The sequence below is a fragment of the Kitasatospora sp. NPDC042419 genome (genome assembly GCF_056437345.1).
The window spans coordinates 53,628-79,028 of the sequence record NZ_JBWKAW010000027.1 but is presented as its reverse complement, the minus strand read 5'-3'; the positions used below and the strand labels follow the sequence as shown (position 1 = coordinate 79,028).

Sequence of the window (25,401 nt, the reverse complement as noted above, 5' to 3'; positions counted from 1 at the left end):
GCTCGTGGTGCCGGTGCTGCTTGTGGTGTGGGTGGTGCCGGTGGGGCTCGTCGTGCGGTGGGGCGCGGCTCAGTGGTGGCCGTCGAGGATCTCCGCGACCGCGCGGTGGCCGGAGCGGATCGCGCCCTCCATCAGCCCGAAGAACTCGGTGCTGGTCTCGGTGCCCGCCCAGTGCACCCGGCCGTGCGGGGCGGTCAGCGTCAGCCCCTGCCGCAGCCAGTCGCCGGGGCCGAAGAGCGCGGCGTAACAGCCCTTGCTGTACGGCTCGTTGACCCAGTCGGTGACATGGAAGCCGATCGGCTCCGGAAGCACCGGGAAGAGCCGGGCGGCCTGCGCGACGGCCGCGGCGCGCTGCTGCTCCGGGGCCAGCGCGGCGAACCGGTGCGCCTCGGCGCCGGTGACGAAACCGGTCAGCACCCCGACCCCGTCGGCCGACGGCGAGTCGTCGACCGTCGAGAGCAGCGGGCCCTCGGCGTTGACCGACCAGCCGGACAGCCCGTGGTCGCGCCAGACCGGCGACGGGTAGACCAGGTTGACCTTGACCGCGCAGCCGCGTCCGGTGCGCTCGCCGGCCCGGCGCGCGGGCGGGTCGGGCCGGTGGTCGAGGCCGTCGGCCAGCAGCGGCGGCAGCGCGACCACCACGGCGTCCGCCCGGTAACCGCCCTGCCCGGTGAGGACGGTGGCCCCGTCGGCGTCCTGGTGGACCGCCAGGGCGGGCTCGCCGAGCCGCAGCCGCGCGCCGGGCCGGTCGGTCAGCCGCGCGGCGAGCCGCTCGCACAGGAGGTGGGCGCCGCCCGCGACCCGGTCCTGCTGGGCGCCGCCCTCGAAGGCGTTGAGGTAGCGCAGGCCGCCGCCCGAACGGAGGTAGAAGGCCATGTGCAGGACGGACAGCTCGGCCGGGTCGGCGGCCATCATCTCGCCGAGGAAGAGCGGGAAGAACAGCCGGGCGTCCGGGTGGGTCAGGTGCCGGTCCGCCCACTCGGCCGCGGTGAGGGCGTCCAGCCGCTCCGCGTCCGGGGTGAGCCACGGCGCGTCCGGCCGTACGGCGGCGGTGAGTTCGGCCAGCCGGTCGAACAGGTCGCCGAGCGCCACGGCGTTCAGCGGCGGGAACCGGCCGTCCCGGGTGGCGTGTTCGGGCCCGCCGAGGGCGAAGCGGCTGGCGCCGAGCATCGTGGTCGGCGTGGTGTCGAGGTCCGACTCCTTGAGCAGGGCGAGGAGTTCGGTGTGCCGGTCGCCCAGGTAGGCGGCGCCGGCGTCGACCCAGGAGTCCGGGGCGACCTCACGGCCCTGGATCCGGCCGCCGACCCGCTCGCGGGCTTCGAGCACGGTGACGTCGACCCCGCGGGCCGCCAGCCCGTTCGCGGCGGTCAGCCCGGCGAGGCCGGCGCCGATGACGACCGCGGAGCGGGCGCCGGGCCTGTCGGCGCCGGTGCCGATGTCCGTGCCGGTGCCGCTGTGCTCCGGCCCGGCAGGCGTGTCGCGGCCGCTCATCCGGCGGCCGCGATCAGCTCGGCGAGGCCTTCGGGCGTGGGCGCGAGCACGAAGTCCTCGAAGGACAGCTCCACGCCGTACGTGCGGGCGACGGCGCTCAGTACGCGGGTGGCGATGAGCGAGTCACCGCCGAGGAGGAAGAAGTCCGAGTCCGCCGCGACGTCGGCGGTCTCCAGGACGCGGCGGAAGATCGCCACCACGTCCTCGGCGTCGGCGGAGGTGGTGTCAACGCTCATCGAGGCTCTCCTTTTCGTGACCGGCAGGTGGCGCCTGTCGGCGCACCTGGTGGGGTAGGTGAAGGGCTGGGGCGGTCGTGGCCGGGGGTCTGCCCGGGGCCCGCCCCGTGTGTCGAGTGCGTCCAGCGTCTAGTGGGCGGAGTGCGCTGCGTGCGGTGCCCGGGTTGGGTCCGCCGGGTCCGCCGGGTCCGCCGGGTCCGCCGGGTCTGCGGGGTCCGCCGGGCCGACCGGGCCCGCGCGGCCGGCCGGGACGACGGGGGTGGCGGGGACGGCCGAGTACCGGCGGTGGGAGCCCGCCCGGTCGACCTTGCCGCTGGCGGTGAGCACCAGCTCGGGCACGACCGTGATCCGGCCGGGCACGAGGTGGCCGGGCACCCGGCCGCCCAGGTACGCCCGGACGTCGGCGGCCAGCGTCCCGGCCGCCGCTCCGGTGCGCGGCACCAGGTAGGCGACCAGCGCGGACCGGCCGGCCACCGTGGCCCCGGCCACCGCCACCGCGTGCACACCCGGGTGGCCGGCGATGTGTGCCTCGACCTCGGCCGGGTCGACCCGGATGCCGCGCACCTTGATCTCGCCGTCCAGCCGGCCCTGGTGCGTCAGCACGCCGTCCGGCGCCCGGCTCACCCGGTCGCCGGTGCGGAACCAGCGCGCGCCGTCGGCGACCGTGAACCGGGCCTCGGTGGCCTCCGGCAGCCCGTGGTAGCCCGATGCCACCGCCGGTCCGCCGATCACCAGCTCGCCCCGGTCGCTGATCCGTTCGACCACGTGCGGCAGGGCCCGGCCGATCGGTGCCCGCTCACCGGCCGCCCAGTCGGGTCCGGGGGAGGGGGCCTCGGGCCCGTGCAGGTCGACGGCGTGGGTGATCAGCGTGGTCTCGGTGCAGCCGTAGGTGTTGAGCAGGCGGATCCGTCCGGTGTCGAGCCGGCTCCAGTCGGCGAGCCGCGCCGGGTTGGCCGCCTCGCCGCCGATCACCAGCAGCCGGACCGAGTCGGGCAGGCCGGCCTGCTCCTCGGTGAGGTGGAGGACCAGTTCGTGCCAGAACGCGGTCGGCAGGTCGAGGACGGTGATCCGTTCGCGCTCGACCATCCGCAGGAACCGGGGGAACGACCCCTTGTGCGCCTCGTCGTCGAGCACGAGGGCGGCGCCCGCGGTCAGTGTAGGGAGGATCTCCTCGAAGCAGGTGTCCCAGTTCAGCGAGGCGAACTGCAGCACCCGGTCGTCGGGGGTCAGTCCGAACAGCCCGCGCAGCGAGTGCACGGTGGCGGAGATCGCCCGGCGGGGCGTCACGACGGGTTTCGGCTGCCCGGTCGAACCCGACGTGAAGAGGATGTAGGCCGGCCGCTCCGGATCGGTCCCCGCCGGATCGCTCCCCGCCGGTCCGCCCGGTGGCGGGCCGGCGAGCTGTGGCGGACCCGGTGGACCCGGTGGATCCGGCAGGCCCGGCACGGCTGGTGCGCCCGGTGTGCCCAGCGCGCCCGGTGGTCCCGGCGGGTCCGCCGGGGGCGCGTGCGGTGCGGCTAATCGCGGGAGGTCGACGACCTCCGGCGGCGCCGCGGCGGCCGGGTCGTCGCGGCCGTCGCGGCCGGTGTCCGGCTCCGCGAGCCCGGTGCGGCACCCCACCGCCGACAGCATCGCCTGTCGGCGCTGCGGCGGGAAGGCCGGATCGACCGGGCAGTACACGCCCCCGGCCGCGAGCACGCCGAGCAGCCCGACGACCGTCTCCGGGGCGTGGACCGCCGGGACGGCGACCACGCCGGGGGAAGTCCCCAGTCGATCGGCCAGAGTGCTTGTCAATGCTTCGAGTTGGCGATAAGTCAGGGTGCGTCCATGGCGGACGATCGCCGGGCGTTCGGGAAATCGCCCAACAGTTTCCGTGAACGCGTCAAGCAAGTCGGAAGTGGCCTCGCGGATGTTGCGGTTATTTGTCATGCCCGCCCCAAGGAATGCCGTGCGAGCTCTTGTCGGTGCTCGGCGGACCGGGACTCTACCTTCGAACATGCGTAGCCACAATGCTTGTTGGGGATGTCGCTTCAAGGATGTGTGGTTGACATGTGAACGTGACGGGGTCTGCCTGGGCGGGTTGCTGTGACCGAAGTGGCTTCGCTGTGCAGTCATCTGGCTACCCCGGGTGATCAGCCCGCCCCTTTGTGCCGTTCGAGTACGTGCACGATTCGAACTGCCGGTCGTTTGGCGGAAAGTGGAAGGCGACCGCTTCTGACCGACCGTCAAAAATATCCTGCGTACCGGAACATGTCGGACGTTCCCGCCGGTCGTGGCCGGGGGAGCGGCCCTTGGGTCACCGCCGGAGCCGAAGGGCCGCGGAAATCCGGCGCGGGTGCCGGATTTCCGGGAAGAACGCCGACGGAGCGTCAGGTCCTCCGCCCGTCACCGGCGTGCGGCGTCCCACACCTCGCTCGCCCCGAAGTGGACGTCGTACCGGTCCTGCAGGGCCAGCAGTCGCTCGAAGGGCTGCCGCCCCCAGGCGGCCTCCGCCAGCTCGCGGAAGTACCCGAAGCGCTCGATCCCCGGCGCCGCGACGACCAGGAGGTCGGCCGGGCTCCCGCCCGCCGCCCCGAAGGCGTGCGGCAGCATCGGCGGCACCGAGACCACCCCGCCGGCCGGCACCGTCACCAGGGACTCGCCGAGCAGGAACTCGGCCGTCCCGTCGAGGACGTGGAACAGCTCCCAGGACACCGCGTGGTGGTGCGGCCGGGCGCCGTCCGCCCCGACGCCCAGCGTCAGCCGGTTCGCGCCGAACGCGCCGCCGGTCGCGTCCGCGTCCACCAGCAGGCCGAACGCGCCGCCCGCGGGCAGCGCGAGACGCTCCGCGTCCTCCGGCCGGACGACCAGTCCCTCGCGTCGGTCCGTCGTCATGGCTCTTCTCCCTTTCCTCTCCGGGTCACGCGTACGGCACCATTCGACCCGGGGGAGTGATCACCCCACCAGGAGCAGTCGGAGCAGGTGGTGATCACCGATCGAGATGAGCGGAGGGGGCCCGCGCATGGAGCTCAGGCAACTGCAGTACTTCGTCACCGTGGCGGAGGAGGGCGGGTTCGGCCGCGCCGCCGAGCGTCTGACCATCGTGCAGTCCGCCGTGAGCCAGCAGATCCGCCGGCTGGAGCGCGAACTCGGCGTGGTGCTCTTCGACCGGTCCACCCGGGGCACCCGCCTGTCCGCCGCCGGTGAGCGCCTCCTCCCGCAGGCACGCGCCGCACTCGCCGCCGCCGACCTGGTCCGCCGCACGGCGGCCGGCATCCGCGCGGGCGCCGACGGCGTCCTCCGCCTCGGAGCCGTCCAGGCCCCCGGGACCCGCCTGGACGACGTCCTGACGCGGCTGGCCGACCGTGCGCCCGGCCTCCGGGTGCGACTGCGGCAGGGCTCGCCCCTCGAACGGCTGGAGGCGCTGCGGACCGGCGAACTGGACGCCGCCCTGCTCCGCGCCGTCACCGCCCACCCGGGCCTCGACCTGGTCCCGGTCTGGCGCGACCCCCTCTACGCCGCGCTCCCCGCGGACCACCCCGCGGCCGCCGGGGCCGAACCCGAACTCCGCCTCGACCGACTGGCCCACCTGCCCCTGCGACTGGCCCCGCGCGACCGCAACCCCGCCTTCCACGCCCTCGTCACCGACGCCTGCCGCGCCGCCGGCATCGCACCGCCGCCCGGCGAACCGTTCACCACCCTCCGCGAGACCCTCGCCGGGATCGGCACCGCCGCCACCGCCTCCTGGACGGTCTTCTACGAGGTCGGCGGCCTCCCCGAACTCCCCCGCGTGGGCGTCCGCCGGCTCGCCGGCCCGACCGTCACCACCTTCCTCGCCCTCCCCGCCGGCACCCGCGCCCCCGCCCTCCACCAGCTCCGGCAGGCCTTCGGCGTCCTCCCCGAGCCCCGGCCGCGCTGAGTCCGCAGCAGACCGCCGGCCCCCGGCGTGGCGATCGGGCGGCACCCGGAAGGGGCGACATGATGCTGCCCAAGCTCAACGACGACCTCACGGAGGGCTCCATGGACCCGGCCGTCAGCAGCGGGGGCGCCGCGCAGCAGACGCAGACCTCGACGCCCTACGTCTTCATCGCGCAGTGGCTGATCATCGCCGGGGCGGACACGGGGCTCAACCTCGACGGCGGCGGCTCCACCGCGATGGCGTGCAGCGCCGGGGGGAACCTTCCGGTCCTGATGAACATCCCGTTCGGCAGGGAGACGCAGGCGCCCGCGGGCACCCAGCGCGCGGTGGGGAACTACTTCGGCGTGGTCACGCAGCGACTGCCGTAGCCGCCTTCCCCTGCTCGTCCCCTGCTCGTCCTCCTCCCTTCCTCTCGTCCCGCTCCCTTCCCGCCCCCTTCCATCCGCACTTGACACGTTTCTTCGTATCGAGAATATTGGATGCGTCTTGCGGGGTCGTCGTACGGGAGGAGTGCGGGGCGGTGGATCCGCTGGCCGTTCACAAGGCGCTCGCCAACCCGGCGCGCGCGGAGTTCCTGCGCTGGCTGAAGACGCCCGAGCGCTACTTCGACGAGGACTACTACCGCGAGCGCGGCGTGGGCTTCCACATCGGCGTGTGCGTGACCGACATCCGGGAACAGTCCGGGCTGGCCCAGTCGGTGGTCTCCGGCTACCTGCAGATCCTGCGGGACGCGGGGCTGCTCGTGTCGGAGCGCATCGGCAAGTGGACCTTCTACCGTCGCAACGAGGAGACGATCGCCGCGTTCGCCGCCTACGTCCGCGACGAGCTCTGACCCCTCCCTGATCCGGTCCGGTCCGGTCCGGCCCGGCGCGCCCCCGCGCCGGGCCGCCCTCGGGCCTCCCCTTCGTCCGACCCTTGTCCCGCCGGATCCCCCATTCCCGTCTGATCCATCTAACTTTCTAGATTTGTAGCTCGGTGTGAGGAGCGGCTGGTGAGCCGCCCCGGGCCGGGTGCGGAAGGCTGCCATGCGAAAGACCGGTCTCGTCATCCTGACCCTCGCCCTGGGGGTGTTCGGGATCATCACCACGGAAATGGGCGTCGTCGGCGTCCTCCCCCGGATATCCGAGGAGTTGGGCGTCGCGCCGTCCACGGCCGGCTGGCTGGTCGGCGTCTTCGCGCTCGTGGTCGCCGCCACCGGGCCGTTCATGACCCTCCTGGCCTCCCGCGTCCCCCGCAAGGTGGTCCTGGTGACGGCGCTCGCCGTTTTCGCCGTCTCCAACGCCGTCTACGCGCTGACCGACCGGTTCGAGGTGATGTTCGCCTTCCGGGTCGTCCCGGCGGTGTTCCACCCGGTGTTCTTCGCGGTCGCGCTCACCGCCGCCGCCCGGCTCGTCCTGGCGCAGCGGGCCACCCGGGCCGCGACGACCGTCTTCGCCGGCGTCACGGTCGGCTTCGCCTTCGGCGTGCCGCTCACCTCCTACCTCGCCGAACACCTCTCCCTCGCCGCCGCGTTCTGGTTCGGCGCGGGCGTCAACCTGCTCGCCCTCCTCGGCGTCCTGGCCCTCTTCCCGTCGATGCCCGCCGACGAACGCCTGTCCTACGGCGACCAGTTGCGGATCCTGCGGCGCCCCCGGCTCTGGCTGGCGGTGCTGGCCGTGGTGTCCGTGTTCGCGGCGATGTTCTCGGTCTACGGGTACTTCGCCGAGTACCTGGAGCGGGTCACCCGGCTGAGCGGCTCCCAGGTCGGCGCGGCGCTGATGGCCTTCGGGGTGGTGATGGTCGCCGGGAACCTCTTCTTCGGCCGTTTGCTGGAACGCGACCCGGTCCGCACGGTGACCGTCTTCCCCGTCCTCTACGTGCTCGTCTACGCCGTGGTCTACGCCGTCGGGTCGTGGACCGTCCCGATGGCCCTCGGCGTGCTGCTCTGGGGGGCGGTGCACTCGGGCGGGCTCGTCGTCAGCCAGAGCTGGCTGGCCCGGGACGCCCAGGACGCGCCCGAGTTCGGCAACAGCCTCTTCATCTCCTTCTCCAACCTCGGCATCACCCTAGGCAGCGCGGCCGGCGGACTCGTCGTCTCCTCCCTCGGCGCCCGCCAACTTCCGTGGTCCGGTACGGCGTTCGCCCTCATCGCCCTCGCCGCCGTCCTCCTCCGCCGCCGCCTCGACCCCACCCCGCCCCCGCCACGCCCGACAGCCCCCACCACCGCCACCCACCCGGCCCCGGCCCCCCGCTGAGCAGCCCCGCCGCACTCCTCCCGAACGCGGGAATGGCCCGGCCCGGCCCGCGGCGCCGTGGGCCGGGCCGGCGGGTGGATCGGGAGGGACTCGGTATCAGAAGACCTCCAGCAACGGCGAGGTCATGAACGAGTCCAGTTTCGCCGCGACGAACAGCGATGCGAAAGCCACGTCGGCTTCGTCCGGAGTGGAGAAGCTCCACGCCGCCCCGTCGAACCTGATGCGATGGGTGTCACCCCCGTCCACGACGACGAACCCCGGCCAGGCCGGACGGGCCTCGCGAAGGGTCTCACCGGTCGACACCGTCACGTGCCGTCTGCTCGGCCTCAGGGGACGCGATCCGACCAACCTGTCCGACTGGCGGAGCAGTTCGAGAGCGACGCCACGGCGGATCCGACTGCGGGCCGGGTATCCCGGGTTGCCCATGCCGTCGATGGACAGTATGTCCAGTCCGTCGAGTGTGAACGTCCAGCGTTCCAGGTACCCACCGAAGCGCGTCAGGCCGCCGGAATGCCGACGAAGGACTCGGACCCTACCGAGCGGGGTGTCGATTTCCGCGGAGACCTGTCGGGTCCTCGCCGGACCGAGCCAGTCCCTCAGTCGCCCGGAGTGGTGCAACTCCACTGCGACCTCCCCTGATTCTGCCGGCTGGCACTGCTCCAGACCGATCGGACGGTGCCATGGAATAGCCTCTTCGGTTTTCCTCCGCGCTACCGTCCTGTCGGCAGGGTCGGGCTTCAGTCCGCCGGAAGCGACATGATGATCAGTCAGCTCCAGCTGCTGTGGAGCGGCTTGCCCTCGGCGTAGCCGGCGGCGCTCTGGATGCCGACCACGGCCTTGTCGTGGAACTCCTCCAGGGAGGCGGCGCCCGCGTAGGTGCAGGAGCTGCGCACGCCGGCCACGATCGAGTCGATGAGGTCCTCGACGCCCGGGCGGGCCGGGTCGAGGAACATCCGGGAGTGCGAGATGCCCTCCTCGAACAGGGCCTTGCGGGCCCGGTCGTACGAGGAGTCCAGCGAGGTGCGGTCGCGGACGGCGCGGGCGGAGGCCATGCCGAAGGACTCCTTGTAGCGGCGGCCGTCGGCGGCGGTGTGGAGGTCCCCGGGGGATTCGTGGGTGCCGGCGAACCAGGAGCCGATCATCACGTTGGAGGCGCCGGCGGCGAGCGCCATGGCGACGTCGCGCGGGTGGCGCACGCCGCCGTCGGCCCACACGTGCCGGCCGAGCCGGCGCGCCTCGGCGGCGCACTCCAGGACGGCGGAGAACTGCGGGCGGCCGACACCGGTCATCATCCGGGTCGTGCACATCGCGCCCGGGCCGACCCCGACCTTGACGATGTCGGCGCCCGCCTCGACCAGGTCCCGCACGCCTTCGGCGGTGACCACGTTCCCGGCCACCACGGGCACGCCCGGGTCGAGCGCGCGGACCAGTCCGAGCGCCTTGAGCATGGCCTCCTGGTGGCCGTGCGCGGTGTCGACGACCAAGGCGTCGACACCGGCCTCCAGCAGGCGGGCGGCCCGGCCGGGGACGTCGCCGTTGATGCCGACCGCGGCGGCCACGCGCAGCCGGCCGGCGGCGTCGACGGCCGGGGTGTAGAGGGTGGCGCGCAGCGCGCCGGTGCGGGTGAGGACGCCGACCAGCCGGCCCGCGGCGTCGACGGCCGGGGCGTAGCGGTGGTTGGCGGTGTCCAGGGCGGCGAAGGCCGCGCGCGGGTCGGCGGCGGCGGTGTCGGCGTCGAGGAGTAGCAGGTCGCGGGACATGACGCCGTCCAGCGGGGTGAAGCGGTCCACGCCGGTGAGGTCGCGGTCGGTGACCACGCCGACGGGCCGGCCGTCGTCGTCGACCACCACGCCCGCGTCGTGGGCGCGTTTGGGCAGCAGGGCGAGGGCCTCGCCGACGGTCTGCGCGGGGCCGAGCGTGATCGGGGTGTCGAGGACGAGGTGGCGGCTCTTCACGAAGGCGACGGTGTCGGCGACCACCGACGGCGGGACGTCCTGCGGCAGCACGGCGAGCGCGCCCCGGCGGGCGACCGTCTCGGCCATCCGGCGGCCGGCGACGGCGGTCATGTTGGCGACCACCAGTGGCACGGTGGTGCCGGTGCCGTCGCCGGAGGAGAGGTCGACGTCCTGCCGGGAGCCCACGGCGGAGCGGCCGGGGGCCATGAAGACGTCGTCGTAGGTGAGGTCGTGGCCGGCCGGCGGGGCGGCGAGCAGCCGGCCGGTGCCTGGTTCCAGGAAGCGCATGGGATGGGTCCGCCAGGGGGAGAGGGGGCGGGCGGCGCGGGGCGCGCCCGCCCCGGTTCGGAAGGCGTGGACGGTGGGACGCACGGAACGGGGTGTGGGATGCGGGACGCGGGATGTAGGACGCGGGATGTGGGGCGCGGGAAACGGTGGGGTGGGCGGCGGGGTCAGGCCCCGGCGGCGGCGCGCAGGGCCTGGGCGCGGTCGGTGCGCTCCCAGGTGAAGTCCGGCAGCTCGCGCCCGAAGTGCCCGTACGCGGCGGTGGCGGCGTAGATCGGGCGCAGCAGGTCGAGGTCGCGGATGATGGCGGCCGGGCGCAGGTCGAAGACCTCGGCGACGGCCGCGCCGATCCGGTCCGGGGCGACGGTCTCGGTGCCGAAGGTCTCGACGAAGAGGCCGACCGGCTGGGCCTTGCCGATCGCGTAGGCGACCTGGAGCTCGCAGCGGGTGGCGAGGCCGGCCGCGACCACGTTCTTGGCGGCCCAGCGCATCGCGTAGGCGGCGGAGCGGTCGACCTTGGACGGGTCCTTGCCGGAGAAGGCGCCGCCGCCGTGCCGGGCCATGCCGCCGTAGGTGTCGATGATGATCTTGCGGCCGGTCAGGCCGGCGTCGCCCATCGGGCCGCCGATCTCGAACCGGCCGGTCGGGTTGACCAGCAGCCGGTAGCCGTCGGTGGCCAGCTTGATGCCGTCCTCCGCGAGGAGTTCGAGCACCGGATCGACGACGAACTCGCGGATGTCCGGGGTGAGGTGGCCGTCGAGGCTGATCTCGGCGGCGTGCTGGGCGGAGACCACCACGGTGTCGAGGCGGACCGGACGCCCGCCGTCGTACTCGATGGTGACCTGGGTCTTGCCGTCCGGGCGCAGGTAGGGGACCGAGCCGTCGCGGCGGGCCTGGGCGAGGCGGCGGGAGAGCCGGTGCGCGAGGTCGATCGGGACGGGCATCAGGGTCGGCGTCTCGTCGGTGGCGTAGCCGAACATCAGGCCCTGGTCGCCGGCGCCCTGCCGGTCCAGGGAGTCCTCGTCGCCCTCGACGCGGGCCTCGTAGGCGCTGTCGACGCCCTGGGCGATGTCGGGGGACTGTGCGCCGATCGAGACCGAGACGCCGCACGAGTTGCCGTCGAAGCCCTTCTCGGAGGAGTCGTATCCGATCTCCTGGATCTTGGCGCGGGCGAGGGCGGCGACGTCCGCGTAGGCGGTGGTGGTCACCTCGCCGGCGATGTGCACCTGGCCGGTGGTGATCAGCGTCTCCACGGCGACCCGGGAGGCCGGGTCCTCGCGGAGCAGCGCGTCGAGGACGGTGTCGCTGATCTGGTCGGCGATCTTGTCGGGGTGGCCCTCGGTCACGGATTCCGAGGTGAACAGCCGCCTGGACATGGCGAATCCCTGGGAGGTCGGCGGTCCGGGCGGACCGCGGGCGGGTGGAGCGGGGCAGGACGGAGCAGGGTGGAACGGGGCAGGACGCGGCAGGGCGGGCGGAGCCGGTGCGGGCGCGGGGGTGCGGGCGCGGGGGTGCGTGGGGCGCGGCGGGAGAGGTGCGTGCGGACGGTCCGGGGATCAGACCGCCACACCGGTGGGCGGCGCGGGTGCGGGTGCGTGCACGGCGGCGGCGGCCGGCGCGTCGAGAACGGGCTCGGCGGCGGGCCGGAGCGGGTGCAGGGCGAGGACGGCGCGGGCGATGGCGTCCGAGTCGCCCAGTGTCACCGAGTTGACGCCCGGCCGGATGCCGGCCGCGGTCACCCAGTGCACGGCCTCGGTCGGGACGCCGTAGGCGAACCGCCGGGGGTGGGCGTGGCCGTCCGCGTCGATCAGCCGGTAGGGGCGTTCGGTGACGGACAGGCCGCCGGTCTCGTACGCGGTGCCGGAGGCGTCCAGGATCCGGTGGGTGCGGGCCTGTCCGGCGTCGAGCAGGCGCCGCAGCAGCCGGTCTCGGGTGCGGCGGAGGTCCGGTTCGGGCAGCCGTGCCTCGATCAGGGCCGGTGCGCGCAGCGGCGGCGCGTCGACGGCGGGCGAGTGCGCGGTGAAGACCGGCTGCGGGCCGGTGGTGTCGAGGCCGATCCGGACGTCCGGGCCGAGCACCTCGACCACGCCCGCCTCGACCAGGGCGCGCAGTTCGTCGATCCGGGAGGCCGGCGGGCCGATGGAGAGGAAGGCGTTCAGCGGGGTGTACCAGGACTCCAGGTCGTCACGGTAGGAGGAGCCCTCGATGCCGCCGTGGTCGACGGCGAGCCGGATCTCGTTGCGCAGGTCGCGCAGCACGTCCAGGGCGGCCTTGAGCGGTCCGCTGAGGTTGCCGGCCCGGGCCTCGCGGGCGTCCCGGACCAGGTGGCCGAGCAGCCAGGCCCGGTGCTCGGCGCGGCCGGTGAAGTGCCGGCCGGCGTGCGGCTGGGCCAGCGCGTGCCAGTCCCAGCGTTCCGCCGCGGGTATCCGGTGCCGGTCGAGCAGGGCGGCGAGCCGGCCGGGTTCGGTGGCGAGGTACTCCTCGCCGAGCCGGGCGCCGGTCTCCGGGTGGCCGGTCGCGGCGAGCAGGGTGGCGTAGTAGACGGCCTCCACCTCGCGGGCGACCAGTGGCCACAGGTCCCGGGCGAAGCGCACCGGCTCGCCGGCCTCGGCGCGTTCGCGCAGCCGGGCGACGTACTCCTCGGTGAGCAGCCGGGGGGTGTACCGGCCGTGGGCGCCCTTCTCGTTCTCGCCGCGCGCGTGGTACGGCACGCCGCGCCGGGAGCCGGCCAGGATCAGCGGTTCCTGCCCGGACGGGCGGTAGACGAGCCGGCCGTCCCGTTCGGCGAACTGTCCGCCGCGGCCCCGGGTGAGCAGTGCCAGGTGGTCGAAGAAGTTGAGGCCGAGTCCGCGGACCAGGACCGGGCGGCCGGGCGGCAGGGTGGAGAGGTCGACGTCGGCGGGGTTGGCGGGCGGCAGGTAGGTGAGCCCGTGCGCGGCGGCGGCGCGGGCCAGGGCGCGTTCGCCGGCGGTGGGCCCGGTCGGGAGGTGGCCGAGTGCGAGGACGACCGCGTCGAGGCCGCCGAGCCGCCGGCCGTCCGCGAGGGTGAGTACCTGGGCCGCTCCCGGCAGCGGGTCGGCGTCGGTCAACTCGACTGCCCGGGTGCGGTGTTCGATCACGCGGCAGTGCGCCGGGGCGGCCGCGCGGACCCGCCGGTGGACGTCCAGCAGGTACCGGCCGTAGAAGGCGCGGGTCGGGTAGGCGTCCGGTGTCAGGTCGCGGGCCTCGGCCTGGACCTGGTCGTCGTAGTCGCCCGGACTTCCTTGCGGGACGACGGACTTGGCCCACTCGTAGAGGCTCGGGCCCTCCTCGACCGGGCCGTCGATGGTGACGCTCGGGTCGGTGAAGACGGTGACCTGGGAGGCCACGGTGTTCATCAGCAGCAGGCGGGACTGGCTGGTCCGCCAGACCCGCCCGGCGCCGGGCGGGTAGGGGTCGACGAGGTGGACGGTGAGCGTGGCGGACGAGGGGTGGGACCGCTCGTTGGCCAGCAGCCGTTCGAGGACGGAGAGGCCGCGCGGGCCGGCGCCGACCACGGCGATCTGCCGGTGCCGGGCCGACGGGCCGGGGGAGTGGGGAGCCATGGTCGATGTCCTCCCGTTCTGGGGCGACGCCCCGCCGGCGAAGGCGGAGTCCGGCGGGGCGTCGTGCGGTGGCGGTGAGCCGGTGAGCGGGTGAGCGGGTGAGCCGGTGGGCGGGTGAGCGGGTGAGCCGGTGGGCGGTGCGGTGCCGCCGTCGGCGCGTCAGGGGTGGCGCAGCAGGATCTTGCCGAGGCTCTCGCGGCGCTCCAGCTGGGCGTGCGCGGCGGGGGCGTCGGCGAACGCGTACTCGCGGTCGATCCGGGCGCGCAGGGTGCCGTCGATCAGCCCGGAGAAGATGTCCCCGGTGCGGGTGGTGAACTCCTCGCGGGTCTGCACGTGGTGGGTGAGGCTGGGCCAGGTGAGCCGCAGCGAGCCCTTCTGGACGAGGAGGAACGGGTCGATCGGGTCGGGGGTGCCGCTGGCCCGGCCGTAGACGACCAGGGTGCCGCGCGGGCGCAGCGAGTCGAGGCTGTCCAGGAAGGTGACCTTGCCGACCGAGTCGTACACCGCGTCGGCGCCCGCGCCGTCGGTGACCCGGCGGACGACCTCGCGGAAGTCCTCCCGGTCGTAGCGGACCACGGTGTCGGCGCCGAGCCCGGCGATCAGCTCGGCCTTCTCGTCGGTGGAGACGGTGCCGATCACGTGCGCCCCGGCCCGCTTGGCGAACTGGACCAGGAACTGCCCGACCCCGCCGGCCGCCGCGTGCACCACGACCACCTGTCCCTTGGCGATCGGGTGGGAGTCGTGCGCCAGGTAGTGGGCGGTCAGGCCCTGGAGCATCGCGGCGACGGCCTGACCGGAGTCGAGGGCGTCCGGCACGGCGGTCGCGAGGCGGACCGGGACGGTGACGAACTCGGCGTAGGCGCCCGGCACTTCGCCGTAGGCGACGCGGTCGCCGACGGCCACCTCGGTCACGCCGGGGCCGACGGCGTCCACCGTGCCGACGGCGTCCATGCCCGGGACGAAGGGCAGCGGGACGGGGAAGACGCCCTGCCGGTGGTAGACGTCGACGTAGTTGACGCCGATGACCTCGGTGCGGATGCGGATCTCGCCGGCGGCGGGCTCCGTCACCGGCACGTCGTCGTCGACGCGCAGCTGCTCGGGTCCGCCGTGGGCGTGGACGCGGATCGCCTTCATGGGGTGGTACCTCGGCTGTTCTGCTAGGCGGGGTTGGCGGGTACGGGTGACGGCAGGCTGCCGCCGTCCGGGGTGGGCGGGGGGTCGGGGGCCGGCGCCGGGCGCGGCGCCGGCGCGGGGCGGTTGGAGACCAGGCCGCCGGCGATCATCAGCGCGCCGCCGGCCAGCTGCAGCGGCGTCGGTGCCAGCGAGAGCGCCAGCAGGCTGACGACGACCGTGAAGGCCGGCTCCAGTTGCAGCACGCTCGCGGTCTCCCAGGGCCGCAGCCGGTCCAGTGCGAGGTGCAGCGTCACGTAGGCCAGGCAGAAGTTGGTGACGGCGAGCAGGAGTTGGAGTCCGAGGGTGCCCGCGTCCGGGTGCCAGCGCAGTGGTCCGGGGGCGAGCAGCAGGACCGGCAGCAGCACCACCGCCGCCGGGACGAGCCGCCAGAGGCTCAGCTGGAGCGCCGGGACCTTGGCCATCAGCGATTTGGCGGGCAGGAACGCGAGGCCGGCCAGGACGGCGCCGGCGAGCACCAGCAGGTCGCCGCTGCCGACGGCGGTGAAGCCCGCGCCCGGCTCGCGCAGCACCACCAGCACGCCGCCGGCCAGGGTGACCGCGAGGCCGGCGGACTGCCACCAGCGGAGCCGGTCGCCGAGCAGGAGCACCGAGGCGAGGACGGCCGTCGGCCCCTGGAGCTGGATCAGGAAGCCGCCGTTGACCGGGCTGGTCCGGCTCAGGCCGGTGATCACCAGGGCCAGCGAGAGGCCGGTGCCGACCACCGAGACGAAGCCGACCCGCGCCCAGTCCCGGGCGGAGAGCCCGCGCGGGACCAGCGGTCGGCGGCGTGCCGCCAGGTAGCCACCCAGCAGCACGGCGCCGATCGACAGGTTGAGCTCGGTGGTCAGCAGCGGATCGATCTCGCGGGTCACCCGGTTGGCCAGGACGGCGCCGGCGCCGAAGAAGGCGGCGGTCAGCAGCGCGTAGAGGTAGCCCTGCGCACGCACGGTGGTGGGCCCTTCCGGTCGGTGGGGTGGGAGGAACGGGATCCGTGCCGTCGGGTCAGCGGGCCTTCACCCGGATGGTGTGGCCGCGCTCGACCCCGTACCGGGCGGCGAAGTTGCCCTGGTTGAGGGCGAGGCCGAGCTGGTTGCGGCTGGCGATGTAGGCGAGCGGCTCGCCCTCGCCGGTCTCGCCGAAGGTGCGGCGCAGCGGGGTGGCCAGCCGGGCGGCGCCGATCTCGATCTCCAGCTCCGCCTCGAAATCGACGCCCTGCGCGTCCAGGAATTCCCGGGTGATGCTGGTCCAGACGTTCCCGTAGTTCTTGTCGAGAATCGCGACCTCGCCGACTATCCAGCCGTCCTGCACCGTGGGTTCGGCCACGTCCAGGAGCGTGATCTCGGTGACGTCGATTTCGTCGCCGATTTCGCTGAACGGTATCCCGCCGGCGACGTGCGCGGCGGCGGAAATCACGATGTCGCGGCCGTAGAACGTCGGGTCGATGACCGGGCGGCGGACCTTCTCGGAGGTGATGCGGCGCACCTCGGCGACGCCCGCCTCCTTGACGATGCGGGTGAGCAGCCCGTTGTTCGGTGCGAAGTACGTGTGCCCCTGGGGCGTGCGCAGCCCGATCGCGTTGTCCTGGACGCCGGTGTGCGGGAAGGTGACGCACGCGAACACGGCGTCGCCGGGGAAGTACCGGAACGAGTCGCGGATGTAGAGGCTGGCCTCGTAGATGTCGAACGGGGTGACGTCGTGGGTGACGTCGATGATGTTGGCGTGCGGGGCGATGCTGAGCACCATGCCCTTGCAGATGCCGACGGCGTCGTCGACGAGTCCGAAGTCGGTGAGCAGCCCGACGATCGGCCGGGGCGCGAGCAGGCCGGAGGCGACGGGGGCGGCGGTGGGAGAGACGGACATGCTGAACCCTTTCAGGATTACCGAAACGGGACGGCGTGCGTGGGGGTGATCACCGGAGCGCCGCGCGGGCGGTCGGGAGAATCCGGCGGGAAATCCCCTGGGTAAAGGGTGATTCAAGCGGCGCGAGATTGAAGCGAGGCTAGCACCCGCTCGGTCCCGAAGAAAGCCGGTCCTGTTGCGGCCGCATTAAGTCGGTTTGACAAAGCGGAATGATGCCGACCACTTGGGGAAATGTGCCGGTCGGAGCCGTGGAATAGTGCGGCGGAGGTGTCGGAAAATATCACGGCCGGGGTCGGACGGGTGCGTACGTGCGCACCCGCTTTCGTGTGCGGACGACTGTGGGCGGGCCGGTGGCCCTGCGGGTGGACGGTCGGGGTCGGAACGCCCTGCCGTGGTGCGATATCTGACTGATTGTCTTATTCAGGCGGTGTCATCACCTGATGATCACTTGTGCGCCGGCGTGCGGTCGCCCGGCGTACGGGGCGGGCCGGTCGAATCCCTCCGTGCACAGCCGGTGCCCAGCCGGCCCCAGTCCCGCGTACGGAAGGCAGCCCCGACACATGGCCCGCACAGACGACCAGGCCTCGCAGGACCAGCAGTTCCGGGAGGCCGCGACGCGGCTCGGGGTCGGCCGCCGCCGGTTCCTCACCGTCACCTCGGCCGCCGCCGCGCTGGCGTTCACCACCAACCTGCCGGGCGCGCACGCGGCCGACGCCGAGCTGGCCCCGCGCACACTGACCGAGGACCCGTTCACGCTCGGCGTCGCCTCCGGGGACGCGCTCACCGACGCCGTGGTGATCTGGACCAGGCTGGCGCCCCGGCCGCTGGAGCCGGGCAACGGGCTGCCGCCCGCCGGCGTCGTCCGGGTGGACTGGGAGGTCGCCCGCGACGAGCACTTCCGCCGGGTCGTCCGGCGCGGCACCGCGCGGGCCCACGCCGAGTTCAACTACACCGTGCACGTCGACGTCGACGGCCTCGACGCGGACCGCGTGCACTGGTACCGGTTCAGGGTCGGCGGCTGGGTCAGCCCGGTCGGCCGGACCCGCACCTCCCCGGCGCGCGGCCGGAACATCGAGCGGGTCCGCTTCGGCCTGGTCTCCTGCCAGGCCTACGAGGACGGCTACTTCACCGCCTACAAGCACCTCGCGAACGAGGACCTCGACGCCGTCTTCCACGTCGGCGACTACATCTACGAGTACGGCATCGACGCGGCCGGCGGCGACCGCCGGTACACCGACCGGACCCTGCCCTCGCTGTTCGGCCACGAGACCACCACGCTGGAGGACTACCGCCTGCGGTACGCCCTCTACAAGGCCGACCCCGACCTCCAGGCCGCGCACGCCGCCTTCGCCTGGTACGTCACCTGGGACGACCACGAGGTCGAGAACAACTACGCGGCGGGCATCCCCGAGAAGGGCCAGTCCCCGGAGGCGTTCGTCGCCCGCCGCGCCGCCGCCACCCGCGCGTACTGGGAGAACATGCCGCTGCGGATGCCCCGCCCGGACTCCTCCGACCTCAAGCTGTACCGCCGCCACCACTACGGCCGGCTGGTCCAGTTCGACATCCTCGACACCCGCCAGTACCGCTCCGACCAGGCCAACGGCGACGGCTGGCAGTTCCCGAGCCCGGAGTCGCAGGACCCGGGCCGCACCCTGATGGGCGCGGCCCAGGAGCGCTGGCTGCTGGACGGCTTCCGCAAGTCCAGGGCGGTCTGGAACGTCGTCCCGCAGCAGGTGGTGTTCTCCCGCCGGAAGAACACCACCGAGGCGCTGTCCCGCCTCTCCATGGACGCCTGGGACGGCTACCCGGCCGCCCGGGAGCGGCTCCTGGCGGGCGTCGAGGACATCGGGGTGGAGAACCTCGTCGTCCTCACCGGCGACGTGCACGTCGCCTACGCGATGGACGTCAAGCGGAACTTCGACGACCCGGACTCGCGGACCGTCGGCGTCGAGATCGTCGGCACCTCGATCGCCAGCGACGGCGACGGCGCCGAGAAGCCCGCCAACTGGGCCACCCTGACGGCGGCCAACCCGCACCTGAAGTTCTACGACGGCCGGCGCGGCTACACCGCGATCACCCTCGACGAGGAGCACGCGCGGGCCGACTACCGGGTGGTCTCGCACATCACCCGGCCGGGCGGGACGGTCAGCACGGCCGCCTCGTTCGTCAGCGAGGCCTACAACCCGGGCATGCAGCGGGCCTGACACCCCGCCGCCCGCCCGTCCAGCCGCCGGCCCGGCCGTACCGCTCCCCGATGCGGTACGGCCGGGCCGGTCCCTTGCCGGCAGGGGACCGGAGCCCGGGCCGGCTCGCGGACGTGCGCCGGTCCCGTCGCGCCCACGGCACGGGCGCCGGGCCGCCGTCCCAGGCTGATCCACAAGGCACGCCCGAGGGTTCGTGGACGATGCGGAGGCCTCGTGAACGTGCGGTGATCGATCGTTGATCGGCCGTAGAACCGGGCCGTGGAGCATCGGCGCCAGGGGGGAACACGGTTCGACGGTCACACCGGTCGGCGCCGCCCTCGGCGTGCCCGGCGGCCGTGCGGACCGCCGGTCCCCGGTAGCTGGCCAACCCACGGAAGGCGGACGAGGCATGGACGGCGGTCAGTCGCTGCAGTCGACGGCGGGCTTCGGAGAGCTGCTCAGGATCCGGCGCGAGCGGGTCGGCCTGACCCAGCAGGTGCTCGCCGATCACGCGACCCTGAGCGTCCGGGCGATCCGGGACATGGAGAGCGGCCGGGTGCAGCGCCCCCGGCAGGAGACGGTCCGGCTGCTGGCCGACGCGCTGCGGCTGGAGGGCCGCAACCGGACGGTCTTCGAAGCGGCCGCGCGCCGCCAGGCGCTCGCCGAGGAGCCCCGCGAGGAACCGACCGCCCCGCCGGTCGCCCGCGGCGCGATCGTCGGCCGCGAACTGGAGGTGGAGGTGCTGGCCGACGCCCTCGCCGTGCACGGCGACCGGCTGGTCACCGTGGCCGGCCTCGGCGGCGTCGGCAAGACCAGGCTGGTCCTGGAGGTCGCCCGCAGACTCCACCTCGCGGCCCGCTGGTCGGTGCGGTGGATCGACTGCGCCCGGCTCCCGGCGGCCGGACCCGAACGCCGCGCCGACCTCGTCAGAGCCATCGGCGACCGGCCGACCCTGCTGGTGCTGGACGGCGCCGACGCCGGGGTGGACGCCGTCCTGCTGGACGAGCTGTTCCAGCGCTGCCCCGGCCTGCGCGTCCTGATCACCGCCCGGGTGCCGCAGCCGCTGCCCGGCGGCCAGGTGATCCCGCTCGCCCCGCTGCCCACCCCCGGGCCCGAACTCGACCACGACCCGGCCGCGCTGGCCGAGGTCGGCGCCGTCCGGCTGCTCCTCACCCACCTGCGGCGGCTGCGCCCCGGCTATCGGCTGGAGCGCGACGAGGCGCCCGCGGTGGCCGCCCTCTGCCGCCAGCTGGACGGTCTGCCCGGCGCCCTGGAACTGGTGGCCGGCTGGTCGACGGTGCTCTCCCCGCGCCAGTTGGTGGCGCGGCTGGCCGACGGACCGTTCCACCTGGCGCCGCCGCCGGCCGGGTACGGCGGGCGCGGTGACGTCGGCGCGGCACTGGGCGCGGCGCTGGACCGGCTGACGCTCGGCCAGCGGGACCTGCTGGAGCGGCTGGCGGCGGAGCCGGGGGACTGGTCGGGGGAGGACGCCGCCCAGCTGACCGGCCGGCCGCCGCACGAGTGCTTCGCGGCGGTGCACGAGCTGCTGGCGAGCGGGCTGATCCGCAGCGTCCAGGCCCGTGAGGGCGTCCGGTTCACCGTGCTGAACCTCTGCCGCCGGCTCTTCGGGGCCGCGTACCCGGTGCTGGCGACGGCGAGCTGACCGGGCAGGCCGCCCCGGGGACGCGGCCGCTCGGCCCGCCGGTCGGTCCGCCGGAGGCCGGGGACAGTCGGGGGCGACCGGGGACGTGGCCGCCCGATACTGCCCGTCTCTTGCCGGGCGAGCTGCCGGTCCGGTGCCCGGACGATCCCTAGCGTTCTGTTCACGGCCGGGCGACCGGGCGACCGGGCCACCGGTGAACGGGCGGACCGGGCCGACCCGACCGATTCGACCGATTCGACCGACTCGACGGACCGGGCGGGCCCGGATGCGCCGGCCGCGCCGCGTGTGCCGGTGGGGCCGCTCCCCGGAGGCCCACCGCCCCGGACCCCCGCGACCGCCGGCCGGGACTCCCACCACCTACCGACAAAAAAGGTTTTGCGCCGTGGAGCAGCAGAAGCAGCACGGAATGGCCGAGCCGGCCGGTCTGGACGTCGTCGTGACGACCATGGCCTCGGACTCGCACACCTGGAACCTGGTCTTCCTCCAGCTGCTGCTGGAGGAGCTCGGACACCGGGTCACCAACCTGGGCGCCTGTGTGCCGGACGGGCTGCTGGTCGCCGAGTGCCGCCGGATCGAACCGGACCTCATCGTCCTGAGCAGCGTCAACGGGCACGGGTTCAACGACGGGATGAGGGTGATCGGCGCGCTGCGCGCCTGCCCGGAGCTGGGCCGCACCCCGACCGTGATCGGCGGCAAGCTCGGCATCGCCGGCCCCGGCGACCCGTCGCGCCGACAGGCCCTGCTGGCCGCCGGGTTCGACGGGGTCTTCGAGGAGGGGCGTTCGGTGGCGGAGTTCCAGTCCTACGTCCGGTCGCTCGCCGTCGGGGTGCTGCTGTGACGGGGCGCGATCCCGGCGGCGGGCCCGATCCCGGTACCGGGCGCGCTCCCAACGGCGGGCCCGCCCGCGCGCCAGGGTCGGCCCGCGCCTCCGGACCCGCCCGCGCCTCCGGACCCGCGACGACCGCCTTCGGGCCTGCCGAGACCGGTTTCGGCGCCTTCGTCGCCCAGGCCCGGGCGGCCGGCGCCCTGGTGGTCCAGCCCCGGATGGGCATGGCCGACCCGCTGCGGATGCGCGACGGCCTGCTCGCCACCCGGGACGCGGGCGCCGTCACGGTCGGCACCCTCACCCTGGACAGCTACACCCGCACCGGCGACCTCGCCGCCGCCGGGCGCGCCCTGGCGGACGGCGTCGGCCTGAACGGCTACCCGATCGCCACCCACCCGCCGGACGTCACCCGCGCGGTGCTGCGCGGCGTCGTGGACGCGGGCTTCCCGGTGCAGGTCCGGCACGGCTCGGCGATGCCGGAGCACATCGTGCGGGCGCTGCTGGCGGCCGGCCTGGACGCCACCGAGGGCGGCCCCGTCTCCTACTGCCTGCCGTACAGCCGCACGCCGCTGAACGAGGCGGTGGCCTGCTGGCAGCGCAGCTGCGAACTGCTCGCCTCGATCCGGGAGTTCGGTGCGGAGCCGCACCTGGAGACCTTCGGCGGCTGCCTGATGGGGCAGCTCTGCCCGCCGAGCCTGCTGATCGCGGTGAGCGTGCTGGAGGGCCTGTTCTTCCGCCAGCACGGGCTGCGCAGCATCTCGCTCAGCTACGCCCAGCAGGCCGATCTGCGCCAGGACGAGGAGGCGCTCACCGTGCTCGGCCGGCTCGCCGACGAGCTGCTGCCCGACGTCGACCGTCACGTCGTCCTGTACGCCTACATGGGCGTCTTCCCGCGCTCCCCGGGCGGGGCCCGGCTGCTGCTGGAGGAGGCGGCCCGACTGGCGGTGCGCACCGGTGCGGCCCGGCTGATCGTCAAGACCACCGCGGAGGCGCACCGGATCCCCACCGTCGGGGAGAACGTCACGGCACTGGAGACGGCCGCCGCGGCCGCCGCCGACGAGCGCACCCGTCCGCCGCTGACCGCCGTCGCGGACACCGGGATCGAGGCGGAGGCCCGGGCGCTGATCGGCGCGGTGCTGGAGCTGGACGCCGATGTCGGCCGGGCGCTGGTCCGGGCCTTCGCGGCCGGCTACCTGGACGTGCCGTACTGCCTGCACCCCGACAACGCCGGGCGGGCCCGAAGTTCGCTCGGCCCGGACGGCCGGCTGTCCTGGTCGGGCGTCGGATCGATGCCGATCGCGGGCCTCACGGGCGGGCCGCGCCCGCCGATCCTCGGCTCGGCCGAGCTGCTCACCGCGCTCTCCCATGTCCAGCGAACGTACGACGCCCGCGCCGCCGCCGGTGCCACCGCCCGCTCGGGCGGCACCGCTCCCGAACCGCCCCGCCCCGCGCCCACGCCGCCCCGCACACCCGCCGCACGACGAGAGTTGGGACTCACCTCACCATGACCGAGACGACCCCTGCAGCCGCTCCCGGACCGGTCGACCCGGGCCGGCACCTGACCTCCCCGGCCACGCGCAGCGCACTCCGCATCCAGCATCAACTGCTGACCGCTGCACGCGAGTTCCTGAGGGGGCAGGGCTTCACCGAGCTGCTCCCGCCGATCATCGGGCCGGTCACCGATCCGGGTTCGCGCGGATCGAAGCAGGTCGACATCGACTTCTACGGCCACCGCTACAAGCTGATGACCAGCGCCATCCTCTACAAGCAGGCCTCGCTGCTGGCGTTCGACAAGATCTTCTGCATCGCGCCGAACGTCCGGCTGGAACCGCTGGAGACCGCCGGGACCAGCCGCCACCTGGCCGAGTTCCACCAGCTCGACGTGGAGGTGGCCGGTGCGAGCCGGGACGACGCCGTCCGGCTGGTCGAGGAGCTGGTGGTGCACATGGTCGGCGGCGCGGTCCGCGAGCTGCCCAAGGACTTCGCCGAACTCGGCCGGGACGTCGACGCGTTCACCGAGCTGCTGAAGGGCTCGTTCGGCCGGATGCGGCACGCCGAGGCGGTGGCCGAGCTCCGGGGGCTCGGCCACCCGCAGAGTCCGGACGCCGAACTCGACTGGGCGGGCGAGGCGTTGCTCTCGTCCAGGCGCGACCGGCCGTTCTTCGTCACCGACTACCCGAAGGGTTCGCGCGGCTTCTACGACCGGGAGAACCCCGAGGACCCGGGCCTGCTGCGGAACTTCGACCTGATCGCGGCCGAGGGCTACGGCGAGCTGTGCAGCGGCAGCCAGCGCACCAACGACTACGCGGAGATCGTCACCCGGATGCGGGAGACCGGCGAGAACCCGCAGAAGTACCGCTGGTACCTGGACCTGGTGCGTGAGGGTGTGCCCGCCAGCGCCGGGTTCGGCATCGGTGTCGAGCGGCTGACCCGCTACGTCGCCGGGCTGGACGCGGTCTGGCAAGCCAGCGCCTTCCCGAAGCTGGCCGGGGTGGTGTCCCCGTGAGCGACCTCTCCGCGCCCGGCTTCCCGGAGGAGGAGGTCCGGCAGCGCGCCCGGGCCGGGGCGGCGGCGGCCTTCCCGCCGCCCGGCGAGTACGGGCGGGTGCTGTTCGGGGCCGAGCGCGGCGACGGGCGGCAGGATCCGCAGGACGCGCTGGACGCGCTGCGGATCGTCCCGCCGGTCTTCATGCCGCAACGCCTGGCCCGGCTGATCGACCTGGGTCGCGAGCCCGACTACCGTGACGTCGAACTCGCCACTCCCGTGGGCGGGTTCACCTCCGCTCTGCCGGTCTACGTGTCCGCCCTCGGCTCCACCCGGGCGGCGGGCGGGGACCTCGGCCTCGCGCTCGGCCGGCAGGCCGGGGCGCTCGGCCTGCCGATGGTGATCGGCGAGAACGTCGTCCCGGTGAACGGCTACGGCCGGCTCGGCGAGGCAGCGGACCGGGCGCTCCTCGGCCGACTGCGCGCCTACGCCGAGGAGTTGCCGGACGGGCTCGGCGGGGTCGCCGTCCAGCAGTCGACCGAGGACGCCGACGCCGAGGTCTGGAACCTCGTCTACAGCGACCCGGCGGCGCTGCCGCTGCTCGAATCCGGGCGCCTGGCCTTCGAGTTGAAGGTGGGGCAGGGGGCGAAGCCCGGCCTCGGCGGGATGACGGTGCTGGACGCCGACGCGGCGGGGCGGCTCGGCGACCGGTACGGGCTGGACGGGGTGTTCGGCGACGGCCGGGTGCTGCGCTCCAGCACGCCGGGCACCTTCACCGCGGAGATCCTGCGCCAGCAGGTCCGGCTGATGCGCAACAACTTCCCCCGGGCCAGGGTCTGGGTGAAGCTGCACCCCGGCCGGGACGTCGCCGAGGCGGCCCGGGTGGCCGCGGAGGCGGGGGCGGACGCCGTCACGGTGGACGGCGCCGAGGGCGGTACCGGCTGGGCGCCCGGGGCCTTCCCCGCACAGGTCGGCCTGCCGCTGGCGGAGTGCCTGCGCCGGCTCGCGGCGGCCGGGCCGCCGCCCTGCCTGCTGGTCTCCGGGCGGATCTGGGAGGGCGCCCGGGCGGTCAAGAGCCTGGCGCTCGGCGCCCGCGCGGTCGGGCTGGGTCGGGCGGCCCTGCTCGCCACGGCCGAGGACCCGGAAGCCGGGCTGGTCCGGTTCACGGACTGCCTCGCCCTCGAACTGAGGCTGCTGATCAGCGCCCTCGGGAAATACGCGCCGGCCGCGCTTGACCGCGACGACGTGTGGTCCGCCGGATTCCCCGGAACGGCCGCCGGAGGATAGCGGAACGGCCGCCGGAGGAAAGCGGAACGGAATTCCGTGGCAGCCCGCCGAAGCGCCCCCGTGCGCGTCGGCGGGCTGCCCGTGCCTGCCGGCGGCCCCGGTCCGGATGGCCGCCCGAACTGTTCGTCGACCATCCGGCGGAAAGCACCAGACGGAAAACGGCGGACGGAAAGCGGCAGTTGAAACTGCCGATGCACTTCCGCGCATTCTGCCGATTGGGCCGGAAAAGCCGCCCTATCGTC

General features: G+C 74.2%; 21 protein-coding genes. 10 read left to right on the top strand and 11 right to left on the bottom strand.

Annotated features, from left to right (window positions below):
• Positions 1–69 precede the first annotated feature (69 nt).
• The 4 genes from AC067J_RS34665 to AC067J_RS34650 all read right to left on the bottom strand — a co-directional run bounded on the left by AC067J_RS34665 (position 70) and on the right by AC067J_RS34650 (position 4,601).
• Positions 70–1,491, bottom strand: a complete 1,422-nt coding sequence (locus tag AC067J_RS34665; RefSeq protein ID WP_478306072.1) for a flavin monoamine oxidase family protein — start codon at positions 1,489–1,491, stop codon at positions 70–72.
• Positions 1,488–1,727 (bottom strand): phosphopantetheine-binding protein, encoded by a 240-nt coding sequence (locus AC067J_RS34660; protein WP_478306070.1) that lies wholly within the window; start codon positions 1,725–1,727, stop codon positions 1,488–1,490. Before AC067J_RS34660 ends, AC067J_RS34665 begins: the two co-directional genes overlap by 4 nt.
• A gap of 129 nt (positions 1,728–1,856) precedes the next feature.
• Entirely contained in the window at positions 1,857–3,656 is a 1,800-nt protein-coding gene (locus AC067J_RS34655) for an AMP-binding protein (protein ID WP_478306068.1), read from the bottom strand.
• A gap of 456 nt (positions 3,657–4,112) precedes the next feature.
• Positions 4,113–4,601: a cupin domain-containing protein gene (locus tag AC067J_RS34650; RefSeq protein ID WP_478306066.1), complete on the bottom strand. Its 489-nt coding sequence runs from the start codon at positions 4,599–4,601 to the stop codon at positions 4,113–4,115.
• 127 nt (positions 4,602–4,728) lie between these two features.
• Here AC067J_RS34650 and AC067J_RS34645 point away from each other — a divergent pair, with 127 nt between their 5' ends.
• The 4 genes from AC067J_RS34645 to AC067J_RS34630 all read left to right on the top strand — a co-directional run bounded on the left by AC067J_RS34645 (position 4,729) and on the right by AC067J_RS34630 (position 7,859).
• Complete coding sequence (locus AC067J_RS34645; RefSeq protein WP_478306064.1) at positions 4,729–5,625, top strand: LysR family transcriptional regulator; 897 nt, start codon at positions 4,729–4,731, stop codon at positions 5,623–5,625.
• A gap of 59 nt (positions 5,626–5,684) precedes the next feature.
• Complete coding sequence (locus tag AC067J_RS34640) at positions 5,685–5,993, top strand: phosphodiester glycosidase family protein (RefSeq protein ID WP_478306062.1); 309 nt, start codon at positions 5,685–5,687, stop codon at positions 5,991–5,993.
• Between the two features lie 152 nt (positions 5,994–6,145).
• Complete coding sequence (locus tag AC067J_RS34635) at positions 6,146–6,457, top strand: ArsR/SmtB family transcription factor (RefSeq protein ID WP_478306060.1); 312 nt, start codon at positions 6,146–6,148, stop codon at positions 6,455–6,457.
• Between the two features lie 193 nt (positions 6,458–6,650).
• Positions 6,651–7,859 (top strand): MFS transporter, encoded by a 1,209-nt coding sequence (locus AC067J_RS34630; RefSeq protein ID WP_478306058.1) that lies wholly within the window; start codon positions 6,651–6,653, stop codon positions 7,857–7,859.
• A gap of 96 nt (positions 7,860–7,955) precedes the next feature.
• Here AC067J_RS34630 and AC067J_RS34625 read toward each other — a convergent pair whose 3' ends face one another.
• From AC067J_RS34625 to AC067J_RS34595, 7 genes are all read right to left on the bottom strand, one after another.
• Entirely contained in the window at positions 7,956–8,483 is a 528-nt protein-coding gene (locus AC067J_RS34625; protein WP_478306056.1) for a hypothetical protein, read from the bottom strand.
• A gap of 143 nt (positions 8,484–8,626) precedes the next feature.
• Positions 8,627–10,102 carry a GuaB1 family IMP dehydrogenase-related protein gene (locus tag AC067J_RS34620; protein WP_478306054.1) on the bottom strand — a complete coding sequence of 492 codons (1,476 nt, stop codon included), beginning with the start codon at positions 10,100–10,102 and terminating at the stop codon, positions 8,627–8,629.
• A 164-nt stretch (positions 10,103–10,266) separates the two neighbouring features.
• On the bottom strand, positions 10,267–11,475 hold the full coding sequence (gene metK / locus AC067J_RS34615) for a methionine adenosyltransferase (RefSeq protein ID WP_478306052.1): 1,209 nt from the start codon (positions 11,473–11,475) through the stop codon (positions 10,267–10,269).
• Positions 11,476–11,655: 180 nt separating this feature from the next.
• On the bottom strand, positions 11,656–13,683 hold the full coding sequence (locus tag AC067J_RS34610; RefSeq protein ID WP_478306050.1) for an FAD/NAD(P)-binding protein: 2,028 nt from the start codon (positions 13,681–13,683) through the stop codon (positions 11,656–11,658).
• Between the two features lie 159 nt (positions 13,684–13,842).
• A complete protein-coding gene (locus AC067J_RS34605) occupies positions 13,843–14,817 on the bottom strand; it encodes a quinone oxidoreductase family protein (protein ID WP_478306048.1) in 975 nt (324 codons plus the stop codon).
• 23 nt (positions 14,818–14,840) lie between these two features.
• A complete protein-coding gene (locus AC067J_RS34600) occupies positions 14,841–15,803 on the bottom strand; it encodes a DMT family transporter (protein WP_478306046.1) in 963 nt (320 codons plus the stop codon).
• A 55-nt stretch (positions 15,804–15,858) separates the two neighbouring features.
• Entirely contained in the window at positions 15,859–16,716 is an 858-nt protein-coding gene (locus AC067J_RS34595) for an SAM hydrolase/SAM-dependent halogenase family protein (RefSeq protein ID WP_478306044.1), read from the bottom strand.
• Positions 16,717–17,276: 560 nt separating this feature from the next.
• Here AC067J_RS34595 and AC067J_RS34590 point away from each other — a divergent pair.
• The 6 genes from AC067J_RS34590 to AC067J_RS34565 all read left to right on the top strand — a co-directional run bounded on the left by AC067J_RS34590 (position 17,277) and on the right by AC067J_RS34565 (position 25,159).
• Positions 17,277–18,920: an alkaline phosphatase D family protein gene (locus tag AC067J_RS34590; protein ID WP_478306042.1), complete on the top strand. Its 1,644-nt coding sequence runs from the start codon at positions 17,277–17,279 to the stop codon at positions 18,918–18,920.
• A 388-nt stretch (positions 18,921–19,308) separates the two neighbouring features.
• Positions 19,309–20,562: a helix-turn-helix domain-containing protein gene (locus tag AC067J_RS34585; RefSeq protein ID WP_478306041.1), complete on the top strand. Its 1,254-nt coding sequence runs from the start codon at positions 19,309–19,311 to the stop codon at positions 20,560–20,562.
• Between the two features lie 406 nt (positions 20,563–20,968).
• Complete coding sequence (locus AC067J_RS34580) at positions 20,969–21,400, top strand: cobalamin B12-binding domain-containing protein (RefSeq protein WP_478306167.1); 432 nt, start codon at positions 20,969–20,971, stop codon at positions 21,398–21,400.
• Positions 21,397–22,896 carry a methylaspartate mutase gene (locus AC067J_RS34575; protein ID WP_478306039.1) on the top strand — a complete coding sequence of 500 codons (1,500 nt, stop codon included), beginning with the start codon at positions 21,397–21,399 and terminating at the stop codon, positions 22,894–22,896. The genes AC067J_RS34580 and AC067J_RS34575 overlap by 4 nt, the downstream gene beginning before the upstream one ends.
• A complete protein-coding gene (locus AC067J_RS34570) occupies positions 22,893–23,894 on the top strand; it encodes an asparagine synthetase A (RefSeq protein WP_478306037.1) in 1,002 nt (333 codons plus the stop codon). The genes AC067J_RS34575 and AC067J_RS34570 overlap by 4 nt, the downstream gene beginning before the upstream one ends.
• Positions 23,891–25,159: a glutamate synthase-related protein gene (locus tag AC067J_RS34565; RefSeq protein WP_478306035.1), complete on the top strand. Its 1,269-nt coding sequence runs from the start codon at positions 23,891–23,893 to the stop codon at positions 25,157–25,159. Before AC067J_RS34570 ends, AC067J_RS34565 begins: the two co-directional genes overlap by 4 nt.
• Positions 25,160–25,401: the final 242 nt, after the last annotated feature.